11 protein-coding genes are annotated in these 14,496 nt (G+C 44.8%); 3 read left to right on the top strand and 8 right to left on the bottom strand.

Annotated elements, in window-relative coordinates; genetic code table 11:
- Positions 1–82 precede the first annotated feature (82 nt).
- From ACED60_RS03605 to ACED60_RS03595, 3 genes are all read left to right on the top strand, one after another.
- The gene (locus ACED60_RS03605; protein ID WP_009847532.1) at positions 83–2,122 is read left to right on the top strand and encodes a bifunctional diguanylate cyclase/phosphodiesterase; all 2,040 of its coding nucleotides are present in this window, start codon (positions 83–85) and stop codon (positions 2,120–2,122) included.
- A gap of 167 nt (positions 2,123–2,289) precedes the next feature.
- Complete coding sequence (locus tag ACED60_RS03600; protein ID WP_009847533.1) at positions 2,290–3,303, top strand: peptidase U32 family protein; 1,014 nt, start codon at positions 2,290–2,292, stop codon at positions 3,301–3,303.
- An 18-nt stretch (positions 3,304–3,321) separates the two neighbouring features.
- Positions 3,322–4,200 (top strand): U32 family peptidase, encoded by an 879-nt coding sequence (locus ACED60_RS03595; RefSeq protein WP_017096660.1) that lies wholly within the window; start codon positions 3,322–3,324, stop codon positions 4,198–4,200.
- Between the two features lie 84 nt (positions 4,201–4,284).
- On the opposite strand, the gene ACED60_RS03590 is transcribed toward ACED60_RS03595, so the two are convergent.
- The 8 genes from ACED60_RS03590 to infB all read right to left on the bottom strand — a co-directional run bounded on the left by ACED60_RS03590 (position 4,285) and on the right by infB (position 14,489).
- Complete coding sequence (locus ACED60_RS03590) at positions 4,285–5,622, bottom strand: MATE family efflux transporter (RefSeq protein WP_017103868.1); 1,338 nt, start codon at positions 5,620–5,622, stop codon at positions 4,285–4,287.
- Positions 5,623–5,711: 89 nt separating this feature from the next.
- Complete coding sequence (locus ACED60_RS03585) at positions 5,712–6,119, bottom strand: MarR family winged helix-turn-helix transcriptional regulator (protein WP_041472897.1); 408 nt, start codon at positions 6,117–6,119, stop codon at positions 5,712–5,714.
- Positions 6,120–6,279: 160 nt separating this feature from the next.
- Positions 6,280–7,203: a lipoprotein NlpI gene (gene nlpI / locus ACED60_RS03580; RefSeq protein WP_371726951.1), complete on the bottom strand. Its 924-nt coding sequence runs from the start codon at positions 7,201–7,203 to the stop codon at positions 6,280–6,282.
- A gap of 124 nt (positions 7,204–7,327) precedes the next feature.
- On the bottom strand, positions 7,328–9,448 hold the full coding sequence (gene pnp, locus ACED60_RS03575; protein WP_371726950.1) for a polyribonucleotide nucleotidyltransferase: 2,121 nt from the start codon (positions 9,446–9,448) through the stop codon (positions 7,328–7,330).
- A 360-nt stretch (positions 9,449–9,808) separates the two neighbouring features.
- Positions 9,809–10,078: a 30S ribosomal protein S15 gene (rpsO, locus tag ACED60_RS03570; protein WP_004734493.1), complete on the bottom strand. Its 270-nt coding sequence runs from the start codon at positions 10,076–10,078 to the stop codon at positions 9,809–9,811.
- A gap of 218 nt (positions 10,079–10,296) precedes the next feature.
- Entirely contained in the window at positions 10,297–11,250 is a 954-nt protein-coding gene (gene truB / locus ACED60_RS03565) for a tRNA pseudouridine(55) synthase TruB (RefSeq protein WP_012604702.1), read from the bottom strand.
- Positions 11,250–11,663, bottom strand: a complete 414-nt coding sequence (rbfA, locus tag ACED60_RS03560; protein WP_135444207.1) for a 30S ribosome-binding factor RbfA — start codon at positions 11,661–11,663, stop codon at positions 11,250–11,252. The genes truB and rbfA overlap by 1 nt, the downstream gene beginning before the upstream one ends.
- 135 nt (positions 11,664–11,798) lie before the next feature.
- Complete coding sequence (gene infB / locus ACED60_RS03555; protein WP_371726948.1) at positions 11,799–14,489, bottom strand: translation initiation factor IF-2; 2,691 nt, start codon at positions 14,487–14,489, stop codon at positions 11,799–11,801.
- Positions 14,490–14,496: the final 7 nt, after the last annotated feature.

Genomic DNA, 14,496 nt, shown 5'->3' with positions numbered 1-14,496 from the left:
TAAACATCGATAGCTGAACAAAAAGCAATCAATGTTTATCGATAGTGAATATTCAAGCTCTTGGAGAATTGGTAGTACTTTGATGCCTCCCCAGCAACTACAACATTGGTTTACACAGCTTACTGCAAACAGCCCGTTCTTTTTTGCGGTACTTGATGCTCAACATAACTATTTTATGGTGAATGAGCGTTACTGTGATATTGCTGGTTTAAGTAAAACAGAGCTTGTAGGCATGAATGACCGCCAAACCTTGGGCGAGCAATTCTACCAACACCTTAAGCCTTACTATGAGCGTGCATTCAATGGCGAAACAATTGAGGCGGAAATCACCCTAAACGAAACGGCTTTAGACACTAGCCTTCATTTCAGCCTATCTCCGCTTACCAATGGTAAAAAGACTGAATACATCATCTTTCACGCCTTCGATACATCTGAAAACCAAGTACTTGTCCGTTCTTTAGAAGAGTCTGAAGCGAAATTCCACAAGCTATCTCACCTGCTCCCAGACGGATTGCTATTAGTTGAAAACGACTACATTCTGTCTTCGAACCCTGCAGCTGCACGCTTACTTGGTTTTAACTCCACCACAGAATTGATTGGCGAAGAGTTAGGCCGATTATTTATCGATGAACAAACCAAAACAGTCTTTAATAATGACCTCAGCTCCATTATTTCTGAGTCTGGCTTGGTTTGTTTAACGGGTGCTCGATGTGGCTTTGAACGTAAAGTTCAGTTAAATATCGACTCGACGGTCATTCTTGGAAGCAGTACCCAACTCGTACTTATTCAAGACGCTCAAGAAACAACAAAACAATACACACCCGCTAACAGTGAAGATGCCTACATCGATACACTGACTAAGCTCTACAACCGACTTGGGTTTACCAAAAGCCTTGAGCAGTTCATTCACAACAAGACCCCTGTTGTGATGCTCTACTTAGACATCGATAACTTCAAAAATATCAATGACTCACTTGGCCACCACATCGGTGATAAAGTGATTAAAGAGGTCGCATCTCGCTTAAAACGACAACTGCCTCGTCAAGCTATTATTGGCCATTTAGGCGGTGATGAATTTGGTATTATTCTGCCTGAGCCTGAACACCCACGAACCCCTGAAATACTCTCTGAAAAGATCATATCTCTGATCAACCAACCCTTCGATCTCCACCATTTTAGCAAGCGTTTAGCCTGCTCGATTGGTAGTGTGAGCTTTCCTCACGATGGCAGTGACGCACGTATCTTGCTACAGAATGCTGACACCGCAATGTATGAAGCTAAGGATCGTGGACGCAACCGCCTGATCAAGTTCAACGAACAGATGAACAAAGAAGCGCGAATGCGACTGTGGCTTGAGATAGAACTGCAAAAAGCACTGCAACAGAACGGGCTTGAGGTTTGGTACCAACCAAAAGTAAATGCGCGTGACTTCACCATTAACGGAGCAGAAGCTCTGGTACGTTGGAAACACCCCGTAGAAGGTTATATTAGCCCTGCCGCATTTATTCCTGTAGCGGAACGAGCTGGCCTTATTGAACAACTTGGTCGTGTGGTAATGCGCGAAGTATTTGCCACGGTGAAACGTTGGAAGATGCAAGGTATTTTACCTGGTCGCGTCGCGATCAACCTTTCACCAGAGCAGTTTGGTAATCCAAAATTGATTGATTTCATGGAGAAGTTGCTGCGCTCTACTGAGCTAGATCCAAGTGCGATTACCTTTGAGCTTACAGAAAGTGCCGTAATGAGTGATAGTGAGCACACGCTTCAAATGCTGAACGCGATTAAGAGACTTGGCTTTGCGTTATCCATTGATGACTTTGGTACGGGTTACTCTTCTCTATCTTACCTTGCTCGCTTTCCGATTGATGAGCTTAAAATTGACCGAGCTTTTATCTCAGATATCGATACCTTACCAAAGCAAATTACCGTAATTGAAAACATCATCAACCTTGGGAAATCTCTCGATTTAACCGTGGTTGCAGAGGGTGTCGAAACCAGTGAACAAGCAACCCTGCTGTCTAACCTCAACTGTGGTTCAATTCAAGGTTTCCACTTCTATCGCCCTCAACCAAAACAAGAGGTTGAAGAACTGTTCGCCCAAAACCGTCGTCACAAGAATTAATTAAACACGCCTTCCAACACCAAGCTAAAGCGTAAATTCGCCATTCGTCAGTACCTCAAATGGGGTAAAAGCAGATTTATCCATCTAAACCTGCCTTACATCAATTCCGTCATTCATAATTCTTCATAAAATACTCGCTTCAATTTTATTCTATTGGTAGTGAGCAAATGGAACTCTTATGCCCAGCGGGTAACTTACCTGCTTTGAAAACCGCTATTGATTGCGGTGCGGATGCTGTCTATATCGGATTCAAAGACGATACGAATGCCCGACACTTCGCAGGCCTTAACTTTGCGGGTAAAAAGCTCGATCGTGCTGTGCAGTATGTGCATGACCGCAACAAGAAAATTCACGTTGCCTTAAATACTTTTGCTCACCCAAACGGCTTCGAACGCTGGACTAACGCTGTAGATAACGCCGCCGCACTAGGCGTTGATGCGCTGATCATCGCTGACATTGCGGTGCTCGAGTACGCTGCAAATAAATATCCAGAACTAGAGCTGCACTTATCAGTACAAGCATCTGCGACCAATGCAGCCGCTATCGACTTCTATCATAAAAATTTCAACGTTAAGCGTGTGGTATTGCCGCGCGTATTGTCGATCCATCAGGTCAAACAGCTTTCTCGTAACATCACTTCTGACGTTGACCTCGAAGTATTCGCTTTTGGTAGCTTATGTATCATGGCAGAAGGCCGTTGCTACCTCTCTTCATACATGACGGGTGAATCGCCAAATACGGTTGGGGCATGTTCTCCAGCAAAATACGTTCGCTGGCAAGAAACGGATGGCGGACTTGAATCTCGCTTGAACGAAATCCTTATCGACAAGTATGAAGCAGGTGAGAACGCAGGTTACCCAACGCTATGTAAAGGCCGATTTGAAGCAGAAGTAGATGGTGAGCGAAAGCGTTATCACGCACTTGAAGAGCCAACTAGCCTTAACACACTATCTATGTTGCCTGAGCTTTTCGCCGCGAATGTTGCTTCTGTGAAGATTGAAGGTCGCCAACGTAGCCCTGCTTATGTCGAGCAAGTCACTCGCACTTGGCGCGCAGCCATCGATCGCTACTTAGCGAACCCTGAACAATACCAAGTGGAACAAGCTTGGAATGCGACACTGGCGAATGTATCTGAAGGTACACAAACCACGCTTGGCGCTTACCACCGTAAATGGCAATAGAGCCAAATGGAGAACTCAATGAAATACGCATTAGGCCCTCTACTTTATTTTTGGCCAAAACAAGATGTTGAAAGCTTCTATGAGCAAGCAAAATCAAGCTCTGCCGACATCATCTACCTCGGTGAAGCGGTGTGCTCAAAGCGCCGTGAGATGAAAGCAAAACACTGGATGGACATAGCAAAAGAGCTGTCTGATTCAGGTAAGCAAGTGGTACTTTCAACCATGGCATTGCTAGAAGCCCCAAGCGAAGTCAACATCATGAAGAAGTACATTGATAACGGTGACTTCGCCATTGAAGCCAATGATGTATCTGCGATTCAACTGGCAAGTGAAAGTAAGGTGCCTTTTGTTGTTGGCCCTGCGGTGAACACCTACAATGCACGCACTCTGAACCTGTTCTTGAAACAAGGTATGACGCGTTGGTGTATGCCCGTTGAGCTTTCTCGCGAGTGGCTAAGCAACGTAATGACACAGTGCGAAGAGCTTAATATTCGTAATAAGTTCGAAGTAGAAGTGTTTAGCCATGGCTACTTACCTCTTGCTTACTCTGCACGTTGCTTTACAGCCCGAGCAGAGAACAAAGCCAAAGACGATTGCGAAACCTGCTGCATCAAATACCCAACAGGTCTACAGGTCGAAAGCCAAGAAGGCCAATCGGTATTTAACCTTAATGGTATCCAGACGCAATCAGGTTACTGCTACAACCTAGTCAATGATCTACCGAGCATGCATGACTTGGTCGATGTCGTTCGCCTGAGTCCATTGGGTATCGACACTTTCTCTGAAATCAATAACTTCAGAGCGAACGAGCAAGGTCAAAAACCAATGAAGATTGAAAGCCGCCAGTGCAATGGCTACTGGCATCAGCTTGCGGGTTTAGACGTTAAAAACATCTAGTTTCTAGAGTTAAACCCATCAGCCACAGAGACAAAAAGGTCTAGCATTCGCTAGACCTTTTTAATTCTACTTAAGAAATACGACCTATGCCGCCGCTGTATTCATCGGTGAGACATCGAGCTTCTTTACATCTTTGTAGAGCATCACCATCACCACCACGCTTAGCGCAATATTAGACAGTGGGTACGCAACCCAGATCCCCGGCACACCGTACAACTTAGGCATAATGTACAAGAAAGGTAACTGGATAAGCATATTACCTAGCATGACAAACATCGCTTTACTGCCTTTGTTGACCGCCTGATAGTAAGCACCCGCTACCACTAAGAAACCATCAAGCGCCAGTGCAAACATGTGTAATCGAATACCCAACACGGTGTACTCGACTAGCTGAGGTTCATCTGAGTTAAAGACTGACACAAACTCACGTGGGAACGCGTTCAGAAGCAGCACGAACGCCACACCAATCAATACCGAACTCATCATCGCAATCTTAAGTAGCTTACGGATATTCGCTTGGTTACGCGCACCATGGTTATAACTCACCAATGGTTGCATGCCGTTGGCGATGCCTTCAGCTGTGAGATAATAAACCGTCACTATGTAGCCCAAAATCGCGTAAGCACCAATCATCAACTGGTCGCCATATTGAGAGAACAACGCATTGTGCAGCGCAACCATCATCGAACCATACGCATACATAAAGAAGCTTGATGTACCGATAGCGAAGATTTCAGGAATTACCGATAACTTCAGTCTCAGTTCATTCCAACGCAAGCGCAGGTTTGCTCGACGTGAGAAGAAGTAAGCCAGACCCAGACCGGTTACTACAAACTGAGCAATCGCGGTTGCCAGTGCTGCACCTTTCAACTCCCAACCAAACTGAGCAATAAACAGATAATCCAGAGCTATATTGATCACCGCACCGACAATCATCAGTATGGTGGCTAAGTTAGGGCTGTCATCGTTACGCAGTAAAAACGGCATAGCGATCGAACCTAGCGTGAAGACACTCGCGCCAATCAGAATGTGTAAGTATTGCAGGCCAAGTTCATACACTCTCCCTTCTGCGCCCTGCCAAAGCAAGAAGTTATCAGCAAACAAAAACAGCAATGCAGAAACAATAGGTGTTATCGCCAACAACAAGGTTAAACCTGTTGCTAAGATCTCCTTAGCGCCTTGAGTATCTTTTTCACCTTGGCGAATCGAGACAAGCGCACCTGTACCTACACCCACCAACATACCAATACCGAGAATCGAACCAATCACAGGCCACGCAACATTGATACCTGCAAGTCCATCAGCCCCCACATAGCGGCCAATGAAGATGCCATCCACCACTTGGTAAAGGCCATTAACCAACATGGCAGCCACAGTAGGGATTGTGTATCGCCAAAACTGACGACTAATTGAGTTACTCATTTCTTACTCTACTTTCATCTGTGAGTCGCATATCAACAAGATATGACTCGAAAAATTAGTTAACAAGGCTAACTAAATATCTAAATTATTTACTTCAAAGCTTTATTTAATAACAGGTTTAGCTGCTGAGACTCTTGCTCAGACAAACGACTTTCCAATATCTGTGCCATGACCTGATAGATCTTACTTTCTTCTTCTAAGCCGACTTCAGCTTTGCTGGTCAATACGACCAACTTAGACCTCGCATCTTCGAGCGAAACTTTACGCTCAACAAGCCCCTTTCTCTCTAGTCTCTGAACCATAGTGGTTGCTGAAGGCTTTGTAACCTGCATCTCAATCGCAAGATCAGTCAATCGGATCGGTTCAGGAGAAGATTGAATGACCTTCAAATAGTCATACTCATTGAAGCTCAATTGGCAAATAGGATCTTCATTTACCTGAGTTCGCCATATCTTAGAGGCGAAGCGCTCAATCTTTTCTAAATTCTGGTTCAGCATACTCACCTAATCAAGAATGGCATTTAGTTAGCAAGGCTAACTATTTTAGTGTTGTTTAAATAAAAAGCAATCAAAAACGAGCCCCCCCCACCTGTTTATAAAAAAGGAGCATAAAAAAACCGCTGACAGGCAGCGGTTGTTCGGAATCAAAATATATCGTTTACTTTGTGTCGGCTTTTTCTTCGGCCTCAGCCAACTTAACTTTTGCTAAGTGCTCGGCTTTAAGAGTAGTAAATATACGGCTTAGCTCTAAGAAAGAGTAACGATGCTCTACATATTCATACACATTGAAAGACACTGACAACTTGTACAGAGAGATCGCATTCGCGTAGTCCCCATTCATGTGGTAACGCTTAGCAAGGTAGAAATATGTCTCAGTTAGACGCTGCGCAAGTAGCGTGTTGTCACGAGTACCGGTCAATATCGCCTTAAAAGCCTGCTCTTCAGTAATGTCATCAAGCATAATCGCGACTAATACCCAACCCCACTGCTCATCGCGGCTCTCGTAACGTTTTTGCAAATCAAGCTTGGCTTGCTCTGGCGTGAGTTCGTGCTGAATGATATATAACCAAAGCGCACGGAATGGATCACTTGGGTCATCGGTATAATGCTTCATCATCTCTTCATTGGCTAAATCATAACGTTCGCCGTAGTAGAGTGCGATAGAGCGATTTCTTTCAGCGTAAGAGTTTGCAGGATCAAGCTCTAACGTAGAATCAAAAGATTCATAAGCGGCATCAAACTCCCCTACTTGCGTAAAGTAAACACCCAAAAGGTTGAAGATATCAGGTTGAGCGGGGTTCAATGAAAGAGACTGATTGAAATCAAGGCGTGCTAAATCACGCAGGCCAACACTATCGTAGTAGTTACCACGTTCAAACAGCATCTTAGATCGAACTTCATCATTCAAGTCCGGGCGCTGTAATAATTGACTAAGACGTGCAATTTGAACCTCTTGCTGAACGCTTGGTTGCAGCGGCACAGCCATTGGTGGATAAACCCAACGTGAGGTGTTATCTGATGTTGTCGCACAACCTGTCAGTACAAGCAGTAAACACATACTCGCGGTTTGAAACCATTTCACAAATAATTACTCCTGTTATGACCGCAATAAAAAAGGGGAGCGATATGCTCCCCTTTATAACATGCTTTTTTACCAATGGGTTAGAAATCACTAAAAAGCGATAGTCCCATTAATAGGCTAAGAATTACTCAGCAGCAGGTGCTTCGCCTTCAGCTGGCGTTTCAACTGCTTCTTTCATGCTTAGACGTACACGGCCTTGACGGTCAATTTCAAGAACCTTAACTGGTACTTCTTGACCTTCAGTTAGGTAGTCAGACACTTTCTCAACGCGCTTATCAGCGATTTGAGAGATGTGTACTAGACCATCTTTACCTGGAAGGATAGTAACGAATGCACCGAAGTCAGCTAGACGAGCAACTTTACCTTGGTAAATGCGGCCAACTTCAACTTCAGCAGTGATCTCTTCGATACGACGGATAGCTTCTTTAGCAGCTGCGCCTTCAGTAGCAGCAATCTTGATTGTGCCATCGTCTTCGATTTCGATTGTAGTACCTGTTTCTTCACAAAGAGCACGGATAACTGCGCCGCCTTTACCGATAACATCTTTGATCTTATCAGAGCTGATTTTCATTGTGTGGATACGTGGAGCGAATTCAGAGATATCTTCACGAGCACCTGAGATAGCTTCATCCATTACAGAAAGGATGTGCTTACGTGCACCTTGCGCTTGGTTAAGAGCAATTTGCATGATCTCTTTAGTGATACCTTCGATCTTGATGTCCATTTGAAGTGCAGTGATACCAGCGTTAGTACCTGCTACTTTAAAGTCCATATCACCTAGGTGATCTTCGTCGCCAAGGATGTCAGAAAGAACAACGAAATCGTCGCCTTCTTTAACAAGACCCATTGCGATACCCGCAACAGAAGCCTTGATTGGAACACCAGCATCCATAAGTGCTAGAGATGTACCACATACAGAAGCCATTGAAGAAGAACCGTTAGATTCTGTGATTTCCGATACAACACGAACTGTGTATGGGAATTCGTCAACAGAAGGCATTACTGCTTGGATACCACGTTTAGCAAGCTTACCGTGACCAATTTCACGACGCTTAGGAGAACCAACGAAACCAGTCTCACCTACACAATATGGAGGGAAGTTGTAGTGTAGAAGGAAGTTGTCTTTCTTCTCACCCATTAGGCTGTCGATGATTTGTGCATCACGTTGTGTACCAAGCGTTGCAGTAACAAGTGCTTGAGTTTCACCACGAGTGAATAGAGAAGAACCGTGTGTACGTGGAAGAACACCAGTACGTACGTCTAGCGCACGAACCATGTCTTTTTCACGGCCATCGATACGTGGGTTGCCAGCAATAATGCGGCTACGTACTACGTTTTTCTCTAGAGAACCAAGCATGCCGCGGATTTCGCGCTCATCTAGGTTTTCGTCTTGTGCAATTAGAGCTTCAACAGTGTCGTTCTTGATTGCGCCAACTTGCTCGTAACGCGCCATTTTCTCAGTGATCTGGTACGCGTCAGATAGACGAGTTTCAGCAAGTTCAGCAACTTGAGCTTTAAGCTCAGTGTTAACTGCTGCCGCTTCCCAGTTCCAAGATGGAGTTGCAACTTCAGCAGCAAACTCGTTGATTGCTTTGATTACAACTTGTTGTTGGTCGTGACCGTAAACAACAGCTGAAAGCATTTCTTCTTCAGATAGGTTATCTGCTTCAGATTCAACCATAAGTACTGCGCCTTCTGTACCAGACACAACTAGGTCTAGTTTAGAGTTTTCAAGCTCAGTATTTGATGGGTTAAGAACAAGTTCGCCGTCGATGTGACCAACACGTGCAGCACCGATAGGACCATTGAATGGAGCACCAGAGATAGCAAGTGCAGCAGACGTTGCGATCATAGTGATCATGTCTGGGTTTACGTCAGGGTTGATAGAAACAACCGTAGCGATAACTTGAACTTCGTTTTTAAACGCACTTGGGAAAAGTGGACGAATTGGACGGTCAATCAGACGAGCTGTTAGTGTTTCGCCTTCAGATGGACGACCTTCGCGCTTGAAGAAACCACCAGGGATTTTACCCGCAGCGTATGTACGCTCTTGGTAGTTAACTGTTAGAGGGAAGAAATCTTGACCCGCAACAGCTTCTTTTTTAGCAACAACAGAAACGAATACTGATGTATCGTCCATAGTCGCCATTACAGCAGCAGTAGCTTGACGTGCCATTACGCCCGTTTCTAGAGTAACGGTGTGGTTACCGTACTGGAATGACTTTACAACTGGTTTTTCAAACATTGTATATCCTTCATCTGAAAATCTCTTTTCAGAATAAGTGAATGAATGCTCAGCAATAACTAATCGCGACTAGTAAAAAAAGACGAGAAGTTCAATCAGACTAAACATCTGCTTTTAATAGTCGCGACCTATTGGCCGACATCTGTGACTGTTATTGTTGAGCTAATTAGGGTGCGAAATAATCAAACAATTATTCGCGTGCGAGAGTATAAACTATTTTCTTGGTAAGAGACATTTTCACGATTAAAAATCAGGTTAACCGCACAGAGAACCTTCATTTTTAACATTAAAAATATAACAGGCACAAAAAAAGGAGCATAAATGCTCCTTTTCTTCAAACTGTCTTTGCAGACATCGCTATTAGCGACGTAGGCCTAGACGCTTGATTAGGTCTTGGTAACGAGTAAGGTTTTTGCCTTTCAAGTAATCAAGAAGCTTACGACGGCTAGAAACCATACGTAATAGACCACGACGGCTGTGGTGATCGTGTTTGTGCGCTTTGAAGTGACCTTGTAGGTGGTTGATAGAAGCAGTAAGTAGTGCTACTTGTACTTCTGGTGAACCTGTGTCGCCTTCAGATTGTGCGTATTCTGCAACGATTGCTGCTTTAGTTTCTGCATTCAGAGACATAAATCTCTCCTGATAAGAGTAAGTTTATATTTGTAGCAGCCAATCTCTGATTCAGCCGCTACGCGAGCCGAGGATTATAGGGAAGTTTACGAGTTGGTGCAATAACAATCGAACTGATGAAAAACGAAAAAAGCGAACCATTAAAATTAAGGGCTCGCTTTCTATATTATTGATTCGCTTTTCCAGGCTAAGCGCCAATACCTAACTAGGTTTCAGCGTTATGCTTGTGGCTCTTCATCTCTGAAAACAACCAAACGCTTCGGTGCAACTCGGCCATCTTCAGCAATCTGAGCAACACCAACAAACAGTTTCTCTTCACCACTTGTCATGCGAACCGTACCTTCAGTTGGCGCACCAGAAACCTGAACGGGCATACCGTGCTGAACTAGGTCAGTCAGTTCCGCGTTTAAGTTAACTTCTGGTAAGTCTTCAACGGCTGTGTCCATTGGCATTAATAGTGGATCAAGCAGCTCTTTGGGTGCAATTTCTTGCGCCTGCGCTTGCTCTAGGATCTCGTTCAACTGCTCCAAAGTCACCATACGATCGTACGGATACTTAGCGACACCAGTACGGCGAAGCATGGTCACGTGGGCACCACAACCTAGCATTTCACCAAGATCGTCGGTAATTGTGCGGATGTAAGTGCCTTTTGAACAATGCACTTCCATCTCAACTTCATCACCTTCAAAGCGAAGCAGTTCAATAGAGTAAACAGTGATCTTACGAGATTCACGAGGCACCTCGATACCTGCACGTGCGTATTCATACAAAGGCTTACCTTGATACTTCAATGCTGAGAACATTGATGGAATCTGGTCGGTTTCCCCTTTGAAGCTTGCAATGCAGCGTTCAAGTTGCTCTTGAGTCACGTTAACATCTCGTGTCTCTACCACTTCACCATCAGAGTCAGAGGTATTGGTACGCTCACCAAGCTTAGCGATTACTACGTAGCGCTTGTCAGAATCTAATAGAAACTGAGAAAACTTCGTTGCTTCACCAAGACAAATTGGCAGCATGCCAGTCGCAAGAGGATCAAGAGCACCGGTGTGCCCTGCCTTCTCTGCAAAGTAAATACGTTTTACTTTTTGCAGTGCATCATTAGACGAAATGCCCGTTGGCTTATCTAACAGAATTACCCCGTTGATAGGGCGACCTTTACGACGGCGAGCCATTACTCTTCGCCCTTAGACTGAGCTTCGTCAGTGCGGCCAGACTCTTCTTGCTTACGCTTATCGTCGTTTAAAACTTCACTTACTAAGTTAGACATACGCATGCCTTCTACTAGTGTGTTGTCGTAAGTAAAACGCACTTCAGGCGTTAGACGGTGACGAATACGCTTACCAAGAGCCATACGAACTGGCACTTCATGCTCTTTAAGAGCAGCAAGACATGATTCAGGTGTTTGCTCACCGATACATAGGAAAGTAACGAACACTTTTGCGTAAGCAAGGTCACGAGACACTTCTACGTCTGAGATAGTTACCATACCGATACGTGAGTCACGAACTTCACGTTGTAGGATAAGCGCAAGCTCTTTTTGAAGCTGCTGAGACACACGTTGTGTGCGGCTAAATTCTTTTGACATTTTCTTTTCTCACTTAGAAAGATGGGGGGCTTGGTAATTACCAGCCCCCCATGGTGTATTCAACAACCGATTACCTTATTACCTTTATTAGTAATGTTAGTAACCTTAGTCAATATGTCGAGTCGTACAGACTGATTAGTCTAGAGTACGTTTAACCTCAACGATTTCGAATACTTCAATCTGGTCACCAACGCGAACGTCGTTGTAGTTCTTAACGCCAACACCACACTCGTAACCATTCTTAACTTCTTGAACGTCATCTTTAAAGCGACGAAGTGACTCTAGTTCACCTTCGTAGATAACAACGTTTTCACGAAGTACACGGATTGGGTTGCTACGCTTAATCGTACCTTCAGTAACGATACAACCAGCGATTGCACCAAGTTTAGGCGACTTAAATACGTCACGAACTTGTGCAAGACCAATGATTTCTTGACGGAATTCAGGAGCAAGCATACCGCCCATTGCCTGTTTAACTTCGTCAATCAGTTGGTAGATGATTGAGTAGTAACGTAGATCTAAGTTTTCGTTCTGAACTGTATTACGCGCAGTTGCGTCAGCACGAACGTTGAAACCAAGGATGATAGCGTTAGAAGCTGCAGCAAGCGTTGCGTCAGTTTCAGTAATACCACCAACACCAGAACCTACGATGTTCACTTTAACTTCGTCAGTTGACAGTTTCAGTAGAGAGTCAGCAATCGCTTCTACAGAACCTTGAACGTCAGCTTTAAGTACAACGTTAAGTTCAGCAACTTCGCCTGCCGTCATGTTCGCGAACATGTTCTCTAGTTTCGCTTTTTGTTGGCGAGCTAGTTTAACATCACGGAATTTACCTTGACGGTAGTTTGCAACTTCACGAGCTTTACGCTCATCACGTACAACAGTCGCTTCATCACCTGAAGCAGGAACGCCAGAAAGACCTAGAATTTCTACAGGGATAGATGGACCTGCAGTTTCGATGTCTTTACCGTTTTCATCACGCATTGCACGAACACGGCCGTACTCTTGACCACAAAGAACGATATCGCCTTTGTTTAGAGTACCAGACTGTACTAGCACTGTTGCAACTGGACCGCGACCTTTATCAAGACGAGATTCAACAACAACACCAGATGCCATGCCTTCTTTAACCGCTGTAAGCTCAAGAACTTCAGACTGAAGAAGGATAGACTCTAGAAGACCATCAATGTTTGTACCCTGTTTTGCAGAGATGTGAACGAAGATGTTCTCACCGCCCCATTCTTCAGGGATAACGTCGTATTGAGCTAGCTCATTCTTAACGTTGTCTGGGTTTGCACCCTCTTTGTCGATCTTGTTCACAGCAACAATCAGAGGAACGCCTGCCGCTTTCGCGTGCTGGATTGCTTCGATTGTTTGTGGCATTACGCCATCGTCTGCAGCAACAACAAGTACAACGATATCTGTCGCTTGAGCACCACGAGCACGCATAGCAGTAAAGGCCGCGTGTCCAGGAGTATCAAGGAACGTGATCATGCCGTTGTCAGTATCTACGTGGTAAGCACCAATGTGCTGCGTGATACCGCCAGCTTCGCCAGAAGCAACGTGTGCTTTACGAATGTAGTCAAGTGTTGAAGTTTTACCGTGGTCGACGTGACCCATGATAGTAACAACAGGAGCACGACCTTCAGCGATAGCATCGCTATCACGGTCAGCTAGTACTGCTTCTTCAAGTTCGTTTTCTTTACGTAGGATTACCTTGTGACCCATTTCTTCAGCAACAAGTTGTGCTGTTTCTTGGTCGATCACTTGGTTGATAGTCGCCATAGCGCCCATCTTCATCATTACTTTGATAACTTCAGTTGCTTTAACTGACATTTTGCTAGCCAGTTCAGAAACAACGATAGTTTCGCCGATAGCAACGTCAGATTTTGCAACAGTCGCTGACTTATCGAAGCCTTGCTGCATTGAAGTTGGTTTAGCAAGCTTACCTTTACCGCCACGACCACGTTGGTTACGACCACCACGGTTATTGCCAGGTTGAGTTGCTGGAGCTGGTTTCTTCTTGCGACGACGAGGTGCTTTCTCATCTTTTTTGTCTGCCGCATCTTCAGCTTCACGAGCGTAAGTAGAAGTCGTCACATGGTAATCCGCAGATTTCTCTTGCTCTTTCTTCTTCTTCTCTTCTTCAGACCAACGTTCTTGGTTCTCTTCTGCTAACTTACGAGCTTCTTCAACAAGCTTAGCTGCTTCAGCTTCGGCTTTACGAGTTGCTTCTTGCTCTTGACGAGCTTTAAGTTCATCCGCTTCTTTTTTCGCTTGTGCGTTAGCGTCTGCATTTTTTGAATTCATGTCTTTTTTAGCCTTTTCAGCTTGTGCGCGTTGAGCCTTATCTTCAGCTTCACGTTTTGCATCCGCTTCACGTGTTACTTTTGCTTCGGCTTCGCGCTGTGCTTTCTCTGCAGCATCACGTTTCGCTTGCTCTTCAGCATCGCGTTGTGCTTTCTCTTCCGCTTCACGATTAGCTACTTCCTCAGCTTCACGTTTCGCTTCATCTTCAATAGTGCTGCGCTTCACGTAAGTACGCTTTTTACGTACCTCAACTTGAACATCCTTACTCTTACCGCCTCCAGCGGCAACACTTAGCGTGCTGCGGGTCTTGCGTTGAAGAGTTAAACGAGTCGGTTCTGTTTCACCAGAAGTATCGCCGTGCTCCTTTTTAAGGTGCGTTAGCAATGTTTGCTTCTCTGAATCAGTCACTTGGTCCGACCCTGCTTTCTTCATGCCTGCATCAGCAAGTTGTTCAATTAAGCGGTCAACTGGCGTACCAATCTCTTCACTCAGTGCTTTAACTGTTAATTGTGTCATACCGCTC

It is taken from the genome of Vibrio sp. 1F279 (genome assembly GCF_041439815.1).
GTDB lineage: Bacteria > Pseudomonadota > Gammaproteobacteria > Enterobacterales > Vibrionaceae > Vibrio > Vibrio tasmaniensis_A.
The sequence above is the reverse complement of the archived record's forward strand: the minus strand, read 5'-3'. Positions and strand labels throughout refer to the sequence as shown.